The sequence below is a fragment of the Desulfobaculum bizertense DSM 18034 genome (genome assembly GCF_900167065.1).
GTDB classification, from domain to species: domain Bacteria; phylum Desulfobacterota; class Desulfovibrionia; order Desulfovibrionales; family Desulfovibrionaceae; genus Desulfobaculum; species Desulfobaculum bizertense.
In genome coordinates this window covers 1-17,343 of the sequence record NZ_FUYA01000002.1, presented here as the reverse complement: position 1 = coordinate 17,343, position 17,343 = coordinate 1, and the positions used below count along the sequence as shown (strand labels likewise).

The window sequence follows — 17,343 nt, the reverse complement described above, 5'->3', positions numbered from 1 at the left end:
ACACTGAACATCAGCGGGTCGGCTCCCTTGGGTGCCGACCCGTTTTTTATGGAACCCGTTTATGGATATTGAACCGATTGTTGTTGAAGCAGGCCCCTTTCAGTCCATCCAGCGCATCATCTTGGCCTCTGGCTCCCCCCGACGCTGCGAAATGCTGGAATCCATCGGCCTTGATTTTGAAATCATTCCCGCCCCAGACGAGTGCGAGCCAGAACCCGAAGACCACGAAACACCAGAAGAATTTGCCGTTCGTGCCGCGCTCGCCAAAGCAGACGCCGTTCACAAGGCGAACAAAGACGCCATCGTTATTGGCTGCGACACCATTGTAACTCTCGATGACGAGATCATGGGCAAGCCCAGCGGCACAACAGATGCCATGATGATGCTCTCCAAGCTTGTGGACAACACACATCACGTCATTTCAGGCTGCGCGGTCTATCACCCCAGCTCTCCCCGTCCTGAATGTTTTTCCGTCTCCACGGAAGTCACAATGGGACCACAGCCCCTTGAAGTCCTCTTTAGCTACATCGAAACAGGCGAGCCTATGGACAAGGCCGGAAGCTACGCCATTCAGGGCAAAGGCGGCTTTCTCATTGAGTCCATCAGCGGCTCGTACAACAATGTCGTGGGTCTGCCCCTTGCCCGACTTGTGCAATGCCTCCAGACAATCCGGGCCATTCGCCCCCGCGCAATGATGACACGATAGACACCAAGCCCTGCCTGTCAGGGCTTTTTTTGTGGTATACCGCATGGCAATCGCAATACATTGAACGCTTGCCAAAATTTTTCTTCGGTCCTATCCCTTCCATAGGCTTCTCTAAAATACACAGAGGAAAGACCATGTCTCACACCACTGCGACAGATAAAATTTCTAAGGCAATAGCCACGCTCGGCCCGGTTGGCTTTTTACCCAAAGCTCCCGGCACCTGGGGATCTGCGGTCGCCATCATCGCCGCCCCTTTTCTCCTTCTGCCCTATTCGCCCCTTGTCCGCTGCATCATCATCGCCCTCGTCTTCGTTCTTGGCGGACTTGCCGCAGACAGGGCAGAACGACTGCTCGGCCAGAAAGACCCCGGCTGCATTATCATTGACGAAGTCGCTGGTCAGTGGCTCGTTTTCGCATTTTTCCCCATCATGACGTCCTGGCAAATCCTTTTTGGATTTTTGGCGTTTCGCTTTTTCGACATCCTCAAGCCCTGGCCCGTCAAAGCTGCTGAATCATGGCTTCCTGGGGGCTTTGGCATCATGATCGACGACATAATTGCCGGACTCTACGGCGCTCTCTGCCTTTTTGGTGCCCGATTTCTTTATTTAGAGTATATCTCCCAAATGTTTCGTTAATTCTTGCCGATAAGAATATTTTACGGCACACTGTTCTTATCAGGAATCACTCTTATTATCTGACCCATTTCGGGCCACAATGCTGAACAGGGAAGGAACATGATCCAGAAAACCCCGTCGCTTGTTTGCGGAATCCTTAGCCTCATTGCAGCCCTAGGGATTTGCATTGCTGCACAGCTTGCAGCCTCACCATTTGTTTTGACGGTGCTCGGCCTTGTCGCAGCCATCTTTGCCGCCACAGCCCTTTTCTTTGCACAGCAACACGGCTTTGCCCCGCAGGAAGCCATTGCGCACAGGCTCGGGAGGCAACGTATCGGGCAGAGCCTCGAAGGCTCCCTTGATATCCTGCTTCAGGAAAAAAAAGACATCGTCAAAAAAAATGACAGACTGAGCAAAGAACTTTCCAGCATTGAGCAGCGCACCCGGCAGTCCATTCAGGAATCCGCACAGGCTTCCAAAATGGCCGAGGAAACCCGCAAAGCAGAAATGAGCGAAACTGCTGCCAAGCTCACCCTCGTGGTCGACAGCACAGCAGAAGCAACTCACGTCATCACGGATCTGACTGACAGCATCAGCACTGGTGCCGCCACCCAGCGTGAGCGCATGCACGAGACCTCTACCGCTATGGTCGAAATGTCCGCAGCCGTTACAGACATCTCTCGCAACACCCACGAAACCGCCGCTAACGTTGAAAATACCAAGCAGCAGGCTGAGGAAGGCACCAAGGTCGTCACCCGTGCCCAGGATGCCATCCTTCAGGTTGAAGGCATTACCAGCGAACTCAAGGGGCTGATGCACGGCCTTGGTGAGCAGGCTCAGGGCATTGGACAGGTTATTGATGTTATTAACGACATTGCTGACCAGACCAACCTCCTCGCCCTGAATGCCGCCATTGAAGCCGCCCGCGCAGGTGAGGCTGGTCGTGGTTTTGCCGTTGTTGCCGACGAAGTCAGAAAACTCGCCGAAAAAACAATGGCCGCCACAAAAGAAGTCGGCGTCTCCATCGCTGGCATTCAGCAGGCCGCTCAGGCCAACGTCAACCGCATGGATGATGCCGCCGACCTCGTAAACAGTGCAGCAGAGCTTTCCCGTGAATCCGGCAACGCCGTCAGCACCATCACGTCTCTCGCCGAAGAGAACCTCAGCATGATTCAGGCCATTGCCGCCGCTGCCGAGGAACAGGCGCAGACCATGTCGGAAATCAACAACGCCGTCGGCGAAGTTAACGACGTTGCCGACTCCATTGCCCACGGTATTACTGACGCCGCGCGCTCCGCTCACGAGCTGTCTGACATGAACGTCAACCTCCAGCATCTCGTGCAGGACCTGAACTCCATCTCTGCCGACACCCTGTTCAACTGGACTCACGAGCTTGCTACCGGCGTCAATGAGTTAGACTCACAGCACAAGCAGCTCATTAACCTGATTAACACCCTCTATCGCGGCATGAAAAACGGCCACGGCAGAGACGTTATTCAAAAAATTCTTACTGAACTCCTCGACTACACCGTCTATCACTTCGGGACCGAAGAAAAGTATTTCGACAAGTTCGGCTACGCCGACACCGCAAGCCACAAGCGCATTCACAAGCAGTTCACAGACAAGGTCAAGCAGTTCGCCCAGCAGTATTCCTCCGGGCAGGCTGATGTCTCTACCGACATCATGAACTTCCTTCGCGACTGGCTCGTCGGTCACATCAAAGGCACTGACAAAAAATACGCCCCATTTATGCGCCAGAATGGCGTACGCTAGGAGCATGGGGGAGGAAGATTGGGGGCCAGCCCCCAACCCCCCGCGTAAGGGAATGATTCCCTTACGTATCCTCAACGAGTTTGAATTCCATCCACGCTTCGCGTGAATGAAATTCAAACTTGATGAAAATAACGTCGAGAGCCTCTTTCTCTTCTGCGAGTTGCCACCATTTTCTTTCTGAACGCAAGCGTTCAGAAAGAAAGGGAGGTTCGAACAAGGCAAAAAAACACGCATTCGGGAAACGCCCACTAGCTCAAAAAAGACGGCTGATGGAGAGGAAAGCATAGCTTTCATCCCATTCAGCCGTCTTTTTTGAGCGATAGCGGGATTCCCAAGGGCCTCGTCCTTGGGCGGGGTCAAGGGGCAGCGCCCCTTGCAGAGTTTGGGACAGCGTCCCAATACAACACCAAACTGCGCCCCCAAACTCACCTACGCCATAAAAAAACGCCGCTCAGCGTTCGCTGAGCGGCGTTTTTTAAAAAGGGGCAAACCGAGTCGCTTACTTGAAGAGTTTGAACTCATCGCGACGGTTTTTAGCCCAAGCGGCTTCGTTGTCGGCGTCGACAGCGGGGCGCTCTTCACCAAAGGAAACGATCTTCAGGTTAGAAGACGGCACGCCAAGCATAACGAGGAACTCGTATGCAGCGCGGGCGCGGCGTTCACCGAGGGCGAGGTTGTACTCTTCGGTACCGCGGTTATCGCAGTGACCTTCGATGAGCATCTTCCACTCGGAGTGAGCCTTCAGTGCTTCGGCCTTGGTTTTGAGAACGTCTTTTGCTTCAGCGTCGAGGTCGAACTTGTCGAAACCGAAGTAAATTCTGTTCTGGGTAATTTCCTGCTCAGCGGCGGCCATAGCCTGACGCTGCTGGTCAGCGAGGTCCTGCTCGCTCAGGCCATTGCTATTCTGGGAATCAGTAGCAACAGCGGCATTTTCACCAGCCTGGGTACCAGGCTCGGTGCTCATCTGGTTTTTTGCACAACCAGTGAGGGCCATAAAAGCAACCAGCAATCCAACAACCAGGAGTCTCATTCTCATTTCATCCTCCTCAATCAGCTTCAGAAACTTCTTGAATCACACTTGCGAAAATCCACAGTCAAGCAAGGTACTGGCTTCCTTTATCTTCTACTGGGATTACTTCGCATTAATACGAAAGGCAATGTCAGCTCAACTCTTTTCTTTCATACCTGCCGCCAGTTGCGGGCATAAAACATGTACTAACGAGACCTTGGGCCGAAAGCGGGCTGTGTTGCATCCCCATTTCCAGTTGGAATGCGTTTTGGTTCAGCACCATGTCGCGTTGTCAAATATAACTGATACTTCCCGGAGCGATTAGACGCAAAGCAAATAAAATACCCATCCGGGGAGAATGCAGGTTCTTCGTCACTTCCGGGGCCAAAGGTCAGCTGCCTTTCGCGTCCGGTGTCGATTTCGTGGACAAAAATCCGATGACCTTCGTCAGTACGCCGAGAAAAGACAACCATCTTCCCATCAGGGCTGAGCGACGGACTTGTATTATACTTCCCATCGTACGTAACGCGAGAAATTTTACCCGTAGCCATGTCCCGAGTGAAAATATGTGGGTTGCCAAAGCGGTCTGAGGCAAAGGCGAGAGTCTTGCCATCGGCGGAAAAATCAGGAGAAACGTCAATCGCCCAGTTCTGGACGAGCGTTTTTTTAATTCGGGTCAAATCCCGGGTCAGCTCAAAAATTTCCATGTTGCCGCGAGTGAGGGCAATGACAACATTCCCCTGACTGGTAAAGGCGGTGCCTCCGATCGTTGTACCGGGAACCTTGCTCATGAAAATTCTGTTGTTCCGCGAATCCCATAAGCCAAGCGTGTGCTCATGATTGCTGTGATGGGCAAAGGCGAGAAAGCGACCATCAGGAGACCATGAGGGGCTGCTGCTTGCGCCGTCCATAAAGGTCACCTGCCGCAGGTTTCGCCCCTGCGGAGTCACAGTCCAAATATTGCGCTGTCCTTTCTTGCCGCTTGTCTTGGTGAACGCGAGGGTGGAACTAAAGAAGCCACTGCGTCCAGTGAGGGCCTTCATAAACGCCTCACAAAAAAGATCTGCAACACGGGCAACATTGGCCCGGTTTACACCGGCATAGGCCTTGCCGACAAGAAGGCGGGAACCAAAGCTCTCATACACGCGACATTCAAGACGGCTTCCACCAGCCGGATCAGGACGCCACCCAGCGGTCGCGACCATGTCGACCCGACTCACCTGAAAACGGTGAAAGTCAATGTCGTCACGAGTCACACCCTTGAGCTGCGCACCACCGAGAATACTGGATGCGGGGACCACCTGAATAAAAGGCAGGAGGCCGAGATTTTGCTCAACGAGCTGCGAAAAGCTGCGGGCAACATCTGGAGTCGAGCCAGAAAAGATAAACGGCTCGGCAAGGGTCATGTTCACCCGGTTTTGCCCCGGCCCGTTGATGTCGATAGTCATGCTCTGACTGGCAAAGGCTGTACCAGTGAGACAGAGCACGAGACAAAGGACAGTGCAAAGGATGCGAAAACGTTTCATATTACAGCATGTCCTGAAGATTAAAGTTGATCTGGATTTGGCTCACTTTTCCCGGCGGCGGCGGAAGCTGACGCGTTTCCTTGATCGCCTTGGTCACAGAAGAATCAAAATCTGGACGGCCAGAGGTGCTGATAAGCCGAGAATCGACAATCGCGCCAGCAGCGTTGACCTTGAGCACGACTGTCGCGCTCAGCTGTGATTCTACGGGAATTGAGGGGAAGCGCCAATTCTCCTGAATAATCTCTTTGACCTGAGCAGCATAAATTTGTTCCAGCCCGACCTCTACGCCATCGTCAGAATCACCACCGGCCCCAACCGGGCCTTTCTTGGCATCTTCCTTGGCGACAAGACTTCGCAGCGCCGCAAGCTCATTTTCCATTGTCGACTTGCGGTTTTTCTTCTCCAGATGCTCTTTCCACTTGGCATCCTTCTTTGCCTGCTGCAGGGCCTCATTCAGCAACTGCTGGCGGCTCTTCTTGGGCGCGACCTTTTTCTTTGGCGCAGCTTTTTTCTTCGGCTTGGCCTTGGTCACTTTCTTGGCTGGCTTCTTGGTCTCAAGTTTTTTGGGCGGAGCCTTCTTTTTGACAGGCTTCTTGGGCGCCTCTTTCTTGACGATCTTTTTCGGCTTTGGCTTAGGCTTTTCCTCCCGCGAGGCGATCTGCTGCGCAGAGGGATGAACCTCTTTTGGAGCTGGTGCGGGAGCCGCAACAGGTGCCGCCTTAGGACGAGCCGCAGGCTTGGGAGCAGCACGCCGCGGAGCCGGAGTTCCTTTCTTGGGCACCAGCTTCACGAGATCCACATGATAGACAGGGATGTCGAGATTCATCTTTGCTGGTTCTGGAGACGCAACAAAAAGAGCCGCGCAAACGACTGTTGCGTGGATGAGAAAAGAAAAAATCCAGCTAAAAAAACGTATCACTGCGGGGGTACCTAAGACTTCTTTCTGGACGGGTCAGTGTCCGGCTCTGCCACAACACCGAGCCGATCAATGCCCACAGACTTGACCTGTCCCATGACTTCGACAACAACTCCGTAAGGTACGGCTCTGTCTGCTCTCAGGTACAGGAATTTATTTGGCTTTTTTACCAGACGTTCAAGGTGTCCGGCAAGCTGTTCACGTGGCACCTTGTACTCATCGAGATACAGCTCTCCATCCTTGGAAATGGTCAAAACCATGTGATCTTTGCCCTGTGGCAGGGTCTGGACGGTCTGGGTCTGGGGCAGGTCAACCTCAAGCCCCTGCGTCATCATTGGCGCAGTGACCATAAAAATAATCAGCAAAACCAACATGACATCAACAAAGGGCGTCACGTTGATTTCGGCAATAAAGCTGTTCTGTCCGCCAGAATTAAAGCCCATTGTCCATCCCCTTGAGCATGGGGTTTTCTGCTTTAGGAGCTTCTTCACCAGACAGCTCACGCTGCACGGTGTTCAGAAATGCTCCGGTAAAATTCACCAGCTCGCGTTCCACGGTCTGGAGCATCCCCAAAAACACGTTGTAGGCAATGGACGCGGGAATAGCGACAGCAAGACCGACCGCAGTTGCAATCAGAGCCTCAGAAATACCCGGTGCAACAGCAGCAAGCGCCGCCGTCTTCATCTGCCCGATGGAATGGAACGCATGCATAATGCCCCAAACCGTACCAAACAGACCAATAAAAGGAGCCGAGTTACCGCAGGTCGCGAGAAACGGCAAAGAACGGGAGAACTTGCCAAGCTGAGCGCTTACGCCCTGCCGCAATGCACGCCCAAGGTTCTCAATGACAATGGGACTATGAGCTGCATCAAGAAGCTTGACCTTCTCCAGACGCTTCAGCTCGTCCATTGCCATTGTGCCCGCGCCATACAGCGGCGAAGAGTAATCGCGACCAAGGGCGGTCATGGCTTCGGAAAGTGTCTGCGCCATAACAAATTTTGCATAGTCTTTTCTGGCACGAATGCGGGCCTGATTCAGGACCACAATCTTGAAAAGAATCACGCTCCAGCTCATAAGAGACATGCACACCAGCAAAGCCAGGACGCACTTTACGGTAAACGTCGCGTGCCCGAGAATCGCAAAAATACCAGCTTGGGGCATAAAAATATCCTTTGTGAAACTTTCAGTAGCCCAGACACTGCGCCAACAAAAAGACGCTCTCTGAACCTGCTCGTTTCTCTGTATACAAAATCACTGACGATCTTTCGACCGCGTCGGCAGGGGCCTCAAAACCTTTGAAGTTCAAAACTCTTCCCGCCTACGCAAACTTGTATTCCCACACAAATCATTTCACAAGCTTGCACATGCACTTACTGCCGTCTGGCCCGTTCCCGGTTCAGCACCTTCTGGAGAATGCCACGCGCATTTTCTTCTGCTGCTCGGTATTCATCCAAAGAAAGTCCAGCCCCAAGGGCCACAGCTTTTCGCATGTCTTCGCCAACGAGATCTGACGGCGCATGCGCATCATTATTAATGACCAGTTTTGCACCATAGCGGCGGGCAAAGGCCGCAACGTGACCATTTGTCAGGCTGTGTCCTTTTCTGGTCGAAATCTCAAGAGCAACGCCCTTCTCTGCGGCAAGCTGCACTTCTTCGTGCGTAATGAGTCCCGGATGGGCCAAAATATCGACCCCAGCTTCGAGCGCAGCAAGGTTTGTCCCGCGAGCAACTGGCTCGGCAATGGTTTCACCGTGCACGACGACAATCTGGGCACCATGCTCACGCGCACGGTCGGCCACGCGGGAAATCAGCGCGGGCGGTACATGTGTCAGCTCAACGCCACAGAACAGATCAATCTCCATGTACGGAGAATACAGTTCCGTCACCTGCCGCACGGCAGCAAGCACCGTTTCGACATTGGAATCATCAACATGATCTGTCATAGCGAGGGCACGATACCCTGCGACTTTTGCCCGGCGGGCCAGTTCTGCGGGAATGAGTTCGCCATCGCTGAAAACCGTATGCGTATGCAGGTCAATCATCGGACTTCCTTTGCAAGAGCAGGTGAATAGGGACTTACATTTTGTATTTGTTGTCGTCGCCGCTGTACTGCTGGAGAATCGCTTCCCAGGATTCACGGTCTGTATTCGGGGTCAGGCGGGATTCTGCATCCCCAAGCTGCTCCAGAGCAGTCTCGAGCACCTGCTTGCTGACCCACAGGTCACACTTGGCCCGAAGGCTGAGAGAAATAGCGTCTGACGGGCGAGAGTCAACGCGAATTTCTTCTTCCGCAACCTGCAAAACAATCTCGGCAAAATAGGTTCCACGCTCTTCACGAACCAGCTCAACGCGCAAAACCTCGGCGCCAAGCTGGTGAACAAGATTGAGCATCAAATCATGCGTCATGGGCCGCGGCAATGCCACCTTGTTGAGTGCAAGGGAAATTGCCATAGCTTCCGTTGCCCCCACCCAAATCGGCAAGGTCGTATCCTCCTCTACGTCTTTGAGGATAAGCACCGGAACCTGCGCTGTTTCATCCAGCGCCAGACCATACACAGTCATTTTTACCATAGTTCGCCTACAACTTTTCCCGAAAGAGAATGTTTTTTGGCAATTTCAATGCGAACACGCACGAGCTTTCCAGCGAGATCACCGGCAGCCTGTGGCCACGGGAAGTTTACCACTCTACCGTAACGGTCACGCCCACGCCAGGAAATGACGTCGTCGCCGTCCTGCACCTTGCTTCGAGACTCTACGAGGACTTCCGCCTCAGTGCCTTCGCACCTTTTTAGAGCTGCTCTGGTCAGTGTTTCCTGAAGAGTCTGCAATTCAATCAGGCGTTCCCCCTGCACCTTTCGGTCAATCTTGAACGGCATTTTCTCTGCACGGGTGCCGGGGCGATCGGAATAAATAAAGGAGAAACTGGACTCAAAGCCCACTTCTTCGACAGCAGCGAGGGTCTGGCGAAAATCTTCGTCTGTTTCACCGGGGAAACCAACAATGAGGTCCGTGGTCAGAGCAATATCAGGACGCACTTCTTTCAGGCCACGAACGAGGCCCATGTAGCGTTCCATATCATACTTACGCCCCATTGCTTTCAGTATATTATCTGAACCGCACTGCATCGGCAAATGCAGAGACGGACACAGTGCATCCAGACGACCAAAAGCGTCGATGACTTCGGGAGCCAGGTCCTTGGGGTGCGATGTCGTGAAACGCAGGCGAGTCAGGCCATCAATAGCTGCGACCCGCTCCAGAAGCTCGGCAAAACTGGTGCCGTCGCCCTGCTTGTCCAGTCCAAAGCTGTTCACATTCTGACCAAGCAGCGTAATTTCACGCACTCCGCTTTCGACCAGCACTTCGCATTCACGGACAATGTCATCGGCCCGGCGAGAGCGCTGACGTCCGCGGACAAAGGGAACAATGCAGTACGCACAGAAATTGTCGCAGCCCTTCATGATGTTCACAAAGGCCTGTCCCGGAAGATGGGTCACAGCAGCGGATTCAGGATCAACAGCGTCCTGAGAAGGATAGCCATCCTCAAAATCAAGCAGAGCCATACGGCGTTCGCCATCTTCGAGAAGCTCGTCCAGAGCATGCGGCACGCGCCCAACCTGGTCCGTACCAAAGACCAGACGCACAAAGGGGTAGCGCTCCAGAAAATCATTTCCAATCTGCTGGGCGACACAGCCACCAACAGCCACAAAACGGTCTGGGTGCTCTGCGATGTATGCCCGAAGGCGGCCAAGCAGGCTGTACACCTTCTGCTCCGGCTTATCCCGGACGCTACAGGTGTTCACAATGTATACCTCTGCTTCGTCTTCGGAAACTTCGGTCCATCCGCGCACAGTCAGGGCGCGAGCAAGCCACTCGGAATCATGAACATTCATCTGACAGCCAAAGGTCAGAACATGGAAAGTTTTCGTGCTGGTCATATCTGTATTCTTTTCCGGCATATCAGCGCCAGAATGCTGTTGGAAATAATGAAACGGGAATGCAGAAGCTTTCCTGCATCCAAAACAGTTCTGTTTAGGGAAAAGCGGCGCTAAAGGCAAATGCTGGAAGGGGGGAATTTCTCCACGAAGTGCGTGCTCCGTGCAAAAAATCCCCCATAAAGAAATGAATTATACACTATCAGGACTCGTCTTCATCGCAAAAATGATGAGCTTCAACACCTTGCAGCCACTCGCGAACAAAACGGAGTGTACGGCGAAGCGTTTCATCCTTGGAGATAAACTCGTTGTTTATGGTGTATTCAGCCTGTGGACTTTCTTCAAAGACCACATCGACGCCAATGACCTTGCCAAGTCCGGGAAACTCTTTCCCTGTTTCTTTTCGCTCAAGAGCCTTGCGATAGAGGTCTGCCATAACCAGACCTTTTTCACGGCGGTGCTCCCGCTTCATGGCTTCCTCAAGCGAGCACTGGACATGAACTTCGGCAAAATCAGGTATCATTGAACGGGCGTAGTCGCGCATGTCCGCACGGAATGCGGAACCATCCATAACGACATTTTTCCCTTCTCGAGTCAGGGCCGCAGCTTCATCAGCAAAAAGCCGATATGCTTCCTCCCGCTCTTCGTCAGAATATGTCGGTTCCGGGAAATACGCTTTTCGGCGAGCATCCATCTGGAGCCACACCACGCAGTCTCCCTGTATGCTCAGTTTTGCGGCAAGCCCACGGGCAAGATTGGTTTTGCCAGACCCCGGAAGGCCCACAACCCAAATCGCCCAGCCCTGACGCTGTGCTGATGCAGTCTCAGACATTATGCGTTCTCCATGTATCGATTCACATTCTGCCAATCAAAGATATCATCTTGTAATATATTTTCGACGAATCTGAACAGGCCTTTTCGCACCTCAATAGGGTGGTTTGGGTACCACTCAGGAGAAGCCACGACCATTGCCCGAAAAACATAGAATGGAGCAATGACCTTGCAGATTTCCGTGTCTCCGCTGGCCTCGAGGTAGCTTTCCCACAGCGTGGAAAAAAGCGTTGCGAAGGAGCCAGAAAGGTACGGCTTCTTGTAGAGTCCAAAAAGCATATAGTTGAGGGTCATGCAGGCCACGTCGTCAGCAGCCTCGCCCCACTCTCCCCGGCTCCGGTCAAGCACGCGGAAATCCGGGCTGGCGCTTCCTTCCTGCACCAAAATATTCCACGGATGAAAATCTCCATGAACTGCGCAGAGTCTGTCAGTGTGCTGTCGAAGTTTCCAGCGCCATTCTACCAGCTTTTGCTCCAAAGCAACAAAGCGTTCTGGCGGGAAGAATTCATAAGGATAGGGATAGCCATCATCAATGCCGAAAATGCACTCACAATCGCCAACAAGATTACGAACCCGGCGGACGTAAAGGTCTGGGTCCGTATGTTTTTCTGAATGGATGCGTGCCAGCCAGCGGCCAAATTCAGCCGCAAGCGCCACGTCTTCGTCCCGAAGCTCTCCCTCGCGAATCCGATACAGGTCACGGAAATAATCCCGCCCCTGACTCTTTTCACTCAGGACAAAAAATTCCTGCGGATTCTGTACGGCAAAAAGTTTGCCTGCCTGGTCCGCATAGCCCAGTCCAAGCGGCTTCACATGCCGCTCCATGCGTTGCCCGGTGTCATGCTGCATCATCAGGATACGGGCACGATCCCAGTATTCCTGATGCCCGTACCGGTCGCCCTTCATCATGGACAGCACAGCGCTCTTTGACTCACCATTCTTTTCCCAGAACAGCTCCAGTGGCTTGCCGTATCCAAAATCTTTCATCTCCTGCTGATCCAGAGAGCCAAGCTCACCAACGCCGGTAAGCCGAAGCTCAGGACCAAACAGTTGCTGGAGATATTTTTCCACAGCCTCATTCGTCAGTTCAAGCATGAGAGACCATCCTGTGTTGTGCTGGCCGCCACAGGGGCGGCCACCATGTACAGGGCCGATCTCCTTATGCGGGCTAGCGGAAGGAAACCGGTCCAAAATTCTTGGTATAATGCTCCCAGAACGCCTCTTCTGTAAAGACGTGTTCCTGAGTCCCTGTCTTCTCAATGCAATAGCTTGCGCAGCAGGCACCAATGCGGGCGGCCACTTCCAGCTCACAGCCCAGAGAAAGGCCCTTGAGCAGGCCTGCACGGAAGCTGTCGCCTGCACCTGTGGGGTCCACGACCTTCACGCCTTCCAGCGCAGGAACACGGCATTCTCCCTCAGCGCTATGAATCACACAGCCCTTTTCTCCGAGTGTGGTGACAACGTACTGGGTCCGCTCCAAAAGCTGTTCCAGATTCATATCTGTGGCACGCATCACCATTTCAAGCTCATAGTCATTGGAGATAAACATCCAAGAACCCGTCAAGGCCTCCAGCAGCTTCTCACCCGGCAGAGCCGTAATGTTCTGGCCCGGGTCAAAGATATACTTCATGCCCATCTCACGGAACTTACGAGGCAGCTCAATAGTATCAGCATGGTTGCCGGGTGCCACGATGGCGATATCTTTTTCCGGGTCAGCCGAAGCAAAGTCATACTCGCACGGGTAGCCCATTGCGCCGGGGTTAAAGCAGGTGATCTGATTTGCAGCAAGGTCTGTCGTAATGTGGCAGTTTGCGGTCAGGGATTCCGTGACGATGCGGATGCCATCATCATCCAGACCAAGCTTTTTCAAGTGCTCGTCATAGCGGCCAAAGTCATCACGACCAGCAGAGGAAACCAGCACAGGCTTTTCGCCCAGCAGGGCCAGAGTGTAGCCAATATTCCCAGCGGTTCCACCAAAGCGCTCGGTCAGGTCACTTCCCACAAAGCAGACGTTAATCATGTGCAGTTTTTCAGGAATCAGATGGTCCTCGAACTTGCCGGGGAATGCCATAATACGATCGAATGCCAGCGAACCAAAAACAAAAATATTCATGAATGCTCCTCGTGTGTCCTGTGTTCCGTGTCTCGCAAAAGCCCGGCGTGCAAAACCCGACTCTGCCACAGGCTGGTATACTCTTGGGCCCACGACGACAAAGGCTTCCGCATGTGCCAAACGCTCTCGCGTGCTCCACGGCACAGCTTTTCGCCAGTTCCTCGTAGAAAAAGCATTCATGTAGTCAAGAAATTCACGCCTGTAAATTCCTTCTTCCCCCCTGTAAAATTCCCCACCTCTCAACACCACCTTTTCTTTCTCTGCAATTCCATCACAACTGCATTTTTATCTCTCAAGGCAATGTGCACATTCTCTTTTCTTCTTTTTTATTTTTTTTCGTTAACAAATTCATCTTATGATCTCTGTTTTTCCACCCCTCACAACATTCAAATCAAAATCTCTTCTTTTTATTTTTCTTTTTTTCCCGCGTCATCAGCCCCTCAATCACCCCTCAAAAGATCTCATATTCTTTTTTTCAGCGTAAAAAGCGCCTTTCATGAAAAAAATTGCATATGCAGTTTTTCAAAAGAGCACTCATAATCAAGGCTTTTCCTCTTTGCGTCGCTTTTCCCCTCCCCCTGATGCAGAGCTTCTGCATTTTTGGAGCGGCTATTGACCTTAAACGCGTCCACGGGTAAAAATAGCAAGATTTTGCACCACGCATTTTCCTATCAAATTTTCAACATCCAAAATTGCCAAGGAGATACAATGGCTGTTCATGTTGTGGACCACCCGCTGGTCAAGCACAAGCTCGGTCTGCTGCGCCAAAAATCCCTGAGCACAAAAGATTTTCGTGCTCTTTCCAATGAAGTTGCTCGCCTTCTGAGCTACGAAGCCACCAAAGACCTCGAAACCGAGAAGGTGACTATCGACGGCTGGAATGGCGATGTTGAAATCGACAACATCAAGGGCAAAACCCTTACTGTTGTTCCGATTCTCCGCGCGGGTATCGGCATGCTCGACGGCGTGCTCGACATGGTGCCCGGTGCAAAAGTCAGCGTCGTTGGCCTCTTCCGTAACGAAGAGACTCTTGAGCCTGTCGAATACTACGTCAAGCTCGCCAACAACATTCAGGACCGCATGGCTCTTATCCTTGATCCCATGCTCGCAACTGGCGGAACGCTCATCGCCACTGTTGACCTGCTCAAAAAAGCTGGCTGCAAAAACATTCGCGGCATCTTCCTCGTGGCTGCTCCTGAGGGCCTGAAAAAGCTCGAAGAAAAGCACCCCGACGTTGAGGTCTACACTGCAAGTGTTGATGACTGCCTCAACGAGAACGGCTACATCCTGCCTGGTCTGGGTGACGCTGGCGACAAGATTTTCGGCACAAAATAATGTCGATGTTGGTTTCCATCCTTTTTGTGTCAACGAACAACATACGGAGGCATTAAACTCATGGCCGAAACGGATTATTCCTTCCGACTGAGAGACTCCCTTGTGGGAGCCCAAATGCTGTTCGTGGCATTTGGCGCGCTGGTTTTGGTCCCCCTGCTGACGGGACTCGACCCAAACGTTGCTATGTTCACAGCTGGTGCCGGTACCCTGCTCTTTCAGGTCGTCACCAAACGCAAGGTTCCGATTTTCCTTGCATCATCTTTTGCGTTCATCGCTCCAATCATTTACGGTGTGCAGACTTGGGGCATCCCCGCAACTATGAGTGGCCTTGCCGCTGCGGGACTTTTTTATGTCTTCCTTTCCGCAATGATTAAATTCCGCGGAACCCAGATCCTGCATCGAGTGCTTCCCCCCATCGTAACGGGACCTGTTATCATGGTTATCGGCCTGCTCCTCGCCAAGACCGCTGTCTTTATGGCTATCGGCAAAAGCGGAGACGGCTCCATTGAGCTTTTCGCACGCAACGAAGCGCTTATCGTTTCCATGTGTGCCCTCACGACCACGATTCTGGTCTCTCAGCTGGGACGCGGAATTCTGCGACTCATTCCCATTGTCTGCGGAATCGTTGTAGGTTATGCCCTGAGCCTTTACTTTGGTATGGTTGATTTCACGACTGTGCAAAACGCCCCGTGGTTCGCCGTGCCGAACTTCGTTTTCCCAGAATTTAACTGGGAAGCCATCCTGTTCATTGTCCCGGTTGCCATCGCTCCGGCCATTGAGCACTTTGGCGATGTACTCGCTATCTCTTCGGTTACTGGCAAGGATTACATCGAAGAACCCGGTATCCACCGCACCATGCTCGGTGACGGTCTCGCTACCGCTCTCGCATCCTGCCTCGGTGGCCCCCCAAACACCACCTACTCCGAAGTCACTGGCGCAGTCGCTCTGACCAGATCTTTCAACCCCGGCATCATGACTTGGGCCGCTCTCACAGCACTTTGCCTTGCCTTTGTTGGCAAGCTCGGCGCAGTCTTGCAGAGCATCCCGACCCCCGTCATGGGCGGCATCATGGTTCTCCTCTTTGGTACCATCGCCGTCGTCGGTATCAATGCTCTGGTCAAAGCTGGCGAAGATCTGCTCGAACCCCGGAATATGGCCATTGTCGCAGTTATTCTTGTTTTCGGCATTGGCGGCATGAGCTTTGGCTTGTCCAAAGTCACACTCTCCGGCATCGGTCTTTCCGGCGTCATCGGTGTGGTTCTCAACCTCATACTGCCTCGCCCCACCAAGCACTAGGCGGAGACGCATACAATGCAGTTTTATTCGGGTAAAAAAGTTCTCATCACCGGTGGATGTGGCTTTATCGGCTCCAACCTCGCGATTCGGCTGGTTCAGGCCGGTGCAGACGTGACCGTCGTCGACTCCATGATTGAGGAGTATGGCGGAAACCTCTACAACATCGAACCAGTTAAAAATGACATCCATCTCAACATCTCCGATGTTCGCGATCAGGTCTCCATGAAGTACCTCATTCGCAATCAGGAAGTTATTTTTAACCTCGCAGGACAAGTGAGCCACATTGATTCCATGCACGACCCGTTTACGGATCTCGAAATCAATGCAAAAGCTCAGCTCGGCGTGCTCGAAGCCTGTCGCCACGGTAACCGCGATGCCCGCATCGTCCTTACCAGTACCCGACAGATATACGGCAAGCCACACTACATGCCCGTCGATGAAAAGCACCCACTCGACCCCGTTGACGTCAACGGTATCAACTGCATCGCTGGCGAATGGTATCACCTGCTCTACAACAAGGTGTATGGCATTCCGACCTCCGTCCTCAGGCTTACAAATACTTACGGACCTCGGCAGCTCCTGAAGCACAACCGCCAAGGCTTTCTCGGCTGGTTTATCCGGCTCGTGGCAGAAAATAAGCAAATCCAGCTCTACGGCGATGGCCTCCAGCGACGCGACATGAACTATGTCGAAGACGTCGTTGACGCCCTCCTCGTCGCAGGACAGAAGGAACAGGCCGTCGGTCAGGTCTACAACCTCGCTGGCGATGAACCTATCTCCCTCAAAAGCATCTGCGAAAAAATGATCGCCACCGCCAAAAGCGGCTCCTTTAAGCTCGTCCCGTGGCCCGAAGAAAAGAAAAAAATCGACATCGGTGATTTCTACGGCGATTGCTCAAAAATCACCGCCGAACTGGGTTGGAAACCAACAACCACGACAGATCAGGGCTTAGAAAAAACGTTCGAATATTATCGCCCCTGTCTCGATCAGTACATCAAAGACAGCGAGCAGTTCGTCTGCAAACCCTAGCCCCGCATCACTGAAAATCTCGAGGCTATACCCACTCTGGGTATAGCCTCTTTTTTTATGGTGTGGCTGGGGTACGAGACTCCGTCTCGTGCTCTGCAAGGGGCGCGGGGCGGGCGGGTTGTTTGTTTGTTTTATTGGGGCGCTGCCCCAAACCCTGCAAGGGGCTTTGCCCCTTGACCCCACCCAAGGACGAGGCCCTTGGGAATCCCGCTTTCGCCCGAAATAAAAGGGGACCGAAATGTGATGAGAGCTACGCTCTCCTC

General features: G+C 52.9%; 17 protein-coding genes. 6 read left to right on the top strand and 11 right to left on the bottom strand.

The genetic code is table 11. From position 1 onward, the window contains the following. The first annotated feature begins 61 nt into the window (after nucleotides 1-61). From B5D23_RS02975 to B5D23_RS15275, 3 genes are all read left to right on the top strand, one after another. The gene (locus tag B5D23_RS02975) at nucleotides 62-706 is read left to right on the top strand and encodes a Maf family protein (protein WP_078683928.1); all 645 of its coding nucleotides are present in this window, start codon (nucleotides 62-64) and stop codon (nucleotides 704-706) included. Nucleotides 707-840: 134 nt separating this feature from the next. Beyond that, a complete protein-coding gene (locus B5D23_RS02970; RefSeq protein WP_078683927.1) occupies nucleotides 841-1,341 on the top strand; it encodes a phosphatidylglycerophosphatase A family protein in 501 nt (166 codons plus the stop codon). Nucleotides 1,342-1,440: 99 nt separating this feature from the next. Further along, complete coding sequence (locus tag B5D23_RS15275) at nucleotides 1,441-3,093, top strand: bacteriohemerythrin (RefSeq protein ID WP_078683926.1); 1,653 nt, start codon at nucleotides 1,441-1,443, stop codon at nucleotides 3,091-3,093. A gap of 499 nt (nucleotides 3,094-3,592) precedes the next feature. Here B5D23_RS15275 and pal read toward each other — a convergent pair whose 3' ends face one another. From pal to B5D23_RS02910, 11 genes are all read right to left on the bottom strand, one after another. Next, on the bottom strand, nucleotides 3,593-4,129 hold the full coding sequence (gene pal / locus B5D23_RS02960; RefSeq protein ID WP_078683925.1) for a peptidoglycan-associated lipoprotein Pal: 537 nt from the start codon (nucleotides 4,127-4,129) through the stop codon (nucleotides 3,593-3,595). Between the two features lie 179 nt (nucleotides 4,130-4,308). Beyond that, nucleotides 4,309-5,628 carry a PD40 domain-containing protein gene (locus tag B5D23_RS02955; RefSeq protein WP_078683924.1) on the bottom strand — a complete coding sequence of 440 codons (1,320 nt, stop codon included), beginning with the start codon at nucleotides 5,626-5,628 and terminating at the stop codon, nucleotides 4,309-4,311. A gap of 1 nt (nucleotide 5,629) precedes the next feature. Beyond that, complete coding sequence (locus tag B5D23_RS02950; RefSeq protein WP_078683923.1) at nucleotides 5,630-6,547, bottom strand: TonB family protein; 918 nt, start codon at nucleotides 6,545-6,547, stop codon at nucleotides 5,630-5,632. 11 nt (nucleotides 6,548-6,558) lie between these two features. Further along, a complete protein-coding gene (tolR, locus tag B5D23_RS02945; RefSeq protein WP_078683922.1) occupies nucleotides 6,559-6,987 on the bottom strand; it encodes a protein TolR in 429 nt (142 codons plus the stop codon). Next, the gene (locus B5D23_RS02940; RefSeq protein WP_078683921.1) at nucleotides 6,977-7,705 is read right to left on the bottom strand and encodes a MotA/TolQ/ExbB proton channel family protein; all 729 of its coding nucleotides are present in this window, start codon (nucleotides 7,703-7,705) and stop codon (nucleotides 6,977-6,979) included. The genes tolR and B5D23_RS02940 overlap by 11 nt, the downstream gene beginning before the upstream one ends. Before the next feature lie 209 nt (nucleotides 7,706-7,914). Then, entirely contained in the window at nucleotides 7,915-8,586 is a 672-nt protein-coding gene (locus B5D23_RS02935; RefSeq protein ID WP_078683920.1) for a histidinol phosphate phosphatase domain-containing protein, read from the bottom strand. A 34-nt stretch (nucleotides 8,587-8,620) separates the two neighbouring features. Continuing rightward, nucleotides 8,621-9,115 carry a bifunctional nuclease family protein gene (locus B5D23_RS02930; RefSeq protein ID WP_078683919.1) on the bottom strand — a complete coding sequence of 165 codons (495 nt, stop codon included), beginning with the start codon at nucleotides 9,113-9,115 and terminating at the stop codon, nucleotides 8,621-8,623. Then, on the bottom strand, nucleotides 9,109-10,479 hold the full coding sequence (gene miaB, locus B5D23_RS02925) for a tRNA (N6-isopentenyl adenosine(37)-C2)-methylthiotransferase MiaB (RefSeq protein WP_144012519.1): 1,371 nt from the start codon (nucleotides 10,477-10,479) through the stop codon (nucleotides 9,109-9,111). Before miaB ends, B5D23_RS02930 begins: the two co-directional genes overlap by 7 nt. Before the next feature lie 199 nt (nucleotides 10,480-10,678). After that, entirely contained in the window at nucleotides 10,679-11,308 is a 630-nt protein-coding gene (locus B5D23_RS02920) for an adenylyl-sulfate kinase (RefSeq protein WP_078683917.1), read from the bottom strand. Next, nucleotides 11,308-12,402 carry a phosphotransferase family protein gene (locus tag B5D23_RS02915; RefSeq protein ID WP_078683916.1) on the bottom strand — a complete coding sequence of 365 codons (1,095 nt, stop codon included), beginning with the start codon at nucleotides 12,400-12,402 and terminating at the stop codon, nucleotides 11,308-11,310. The genes B5D23_RS02920 and B5D23_RS02915 overlap by 1 nt, the downstream gene beginning before the upstream one ends. A gap of 73 nt (nucleotides 12,403-12,475) precedes the next feature. After that, nucleotides 12,476-13,420, bottom strand: a complete 945-nt coding sequence (locus B5D23_RS02910) for a carbohydrate kinase family protein (RefSeq protein WP_078683915.1) — start codon at nucleotides 13,418-13,420, stop codon at nucleotides 12,476-12,478. Nucleotides 13,421-14,128: 708 nt separating this feature from the next. Between B5D23_RS02910 and upp the strand changes: the two genes are divergently transcribed. The 3 genes from upp to B5D23_RS02890 are packed head-to-tail and all read left to right on the top strand — an operon-like array spanning nucleotide 14,129 to nucleotide 17,080. Beyond that, nucleotides 14,129-14,755: a uracil phosphoribosyltransferase gene (upp, locus tag B5D23_RS02900; protein ID WP_078683913.1), complete on the top strand. Its 627-nt coding sequence runs from the start codon at nucleotides 14,129-14,131 to the stop codon at nucleotides 14,753-14,755. A 60-nt stretch (nucleotides 14,756-14,815) separates the two neighbouring features. Next, nucleotides 14,816-16,051, top strand: coding sequence for a uracil-xanthine permease family protein (locus B5D23_RS02895; protein WP_078683912.1), 1,236 nt, complete (start codon nucleotides 14,816-14,818; stop codon nucleotides 16,049-16,051). Between the two features lie 15 nt (nucleotides 16,052-16,066). Beyond that, nucleotides 16,067-17,080, top strand: coding sequence for an NAD-dependent epimerase/dehydratase family protein (locus B5D23_RS02890; protein ID WP_078683911.1), 1,014 nt, complete (start codon nucleotides 16,067-16,069; stop codon nucleotides 17,078-17,080). Nucleotides 17,081-17,343: the final 263 nt, after the last annotated feature.

Coding starts and splice junctions, on each gene's coding strand:
- B5D23_RS02890 (WP_078683911.1), top strand. CDS start 16,067: ATGCAGTTTTATTCGGGTAAAAAAGTTCTCATCACCGGTGGATGTGGC.
- B5D23_RS02915 (WP_078683916.1), bottom strand. CDS start 12,402: ATGCTTGAACTGACGAATGAGGCTGTGGAAAAATATCTCCAGCAACTG.
- B5D23_RS02955 (WP_078683924.1), bottom strand. CDS start 5,628: ATGAAACGTTTTCGCATCCTTTGCACTGTCCTTTGTCTCGTGCTCTGT.
- B5D23_RS02910 (WP_078683915.1), bottom strand. CDS start 13,420: ATGAATATTTTTGTTTTTGGTTCGCTGGCATTCGATCGTATTATGGCA.
- miaB (WP_144012519.1), bottom strand. CDS start 10,479: ATGACCAGCACGAAAACTTTCCATGTTCTGACCTTTGGCTGTCAGATG.
- upp (WP_078683913.1), top strand. CDS start 14,129: ATGGCTGTTCATGTTGTGGACCACCCGCTGGTCAAGCACAAGCTCGGT.
- B5D23_RS02920 (WP_078683917.1), bottom strand. CDS start 11,308: ATGTCTGAGACTGCATCAGCACAGCGTCAGGGCTGGGCGATTTGGGTT.
- B5D23_RS02935 (WP_078683920.1), bottom strand. CDS start 8,586: ATGATTGACCTGCATACGCATACGGTTTTCAGCGATGGCGAACTCATT.
- B5D23_RS15275 (WP_078683926.1), top strand. CDS start 1,441: ATGATCCAGAAAACCCCGTCGCTTGTTTGCGGAATCCTTAGCCTCATT.
- B5D23_RS02930 (WP_078683919.1), bottom strand. CDS start 9,115: ATGGTAAAAATGACTGTGTATGGTCTGGCGCTGGATGAAACAGCGCAG.
- B5D23_RS02975 (WP_078683928.1), top strand. CDS start 62: ATGGATATTGAACCGATTGTTGTTGAAGCAGGCCCCTTTCAGTCCATC.
- B5D23_RS02970 (WP_078683927.1), top strand. CDS start 841: ATGTCTCACACCACTGCGACAGATAAAATTTCTAAGGCAATAGCCACG.
- B5D23_RS02895 (WP_078683912.1), top strand. CDS start 14,816: ATGGCCGAAACGGATTATTCCTTCCGACTGAGAGACTCCCTTGTGGGA.
- pal (WP_078683925.1), bottom strand. CDS start 4,129: ATGAGAATGAGACTCCTGGTTGTTGGATTGCTGGTTGCTTTTATGGCC.
- tolR (WP_078683922.1), bottom strand. CDS start 6,987: ATGGGCTTTAATTCTGGCGGACAGAACAGCTTTATTGCCGAAATCAAC.
- B5D23_RS02940 (WP_078683921.1), bottom strand. CDS start 7,705: ATGCCCCAAGCTGGTATTTTTGCGATTCTCGGGCACGCGACGTTTACC.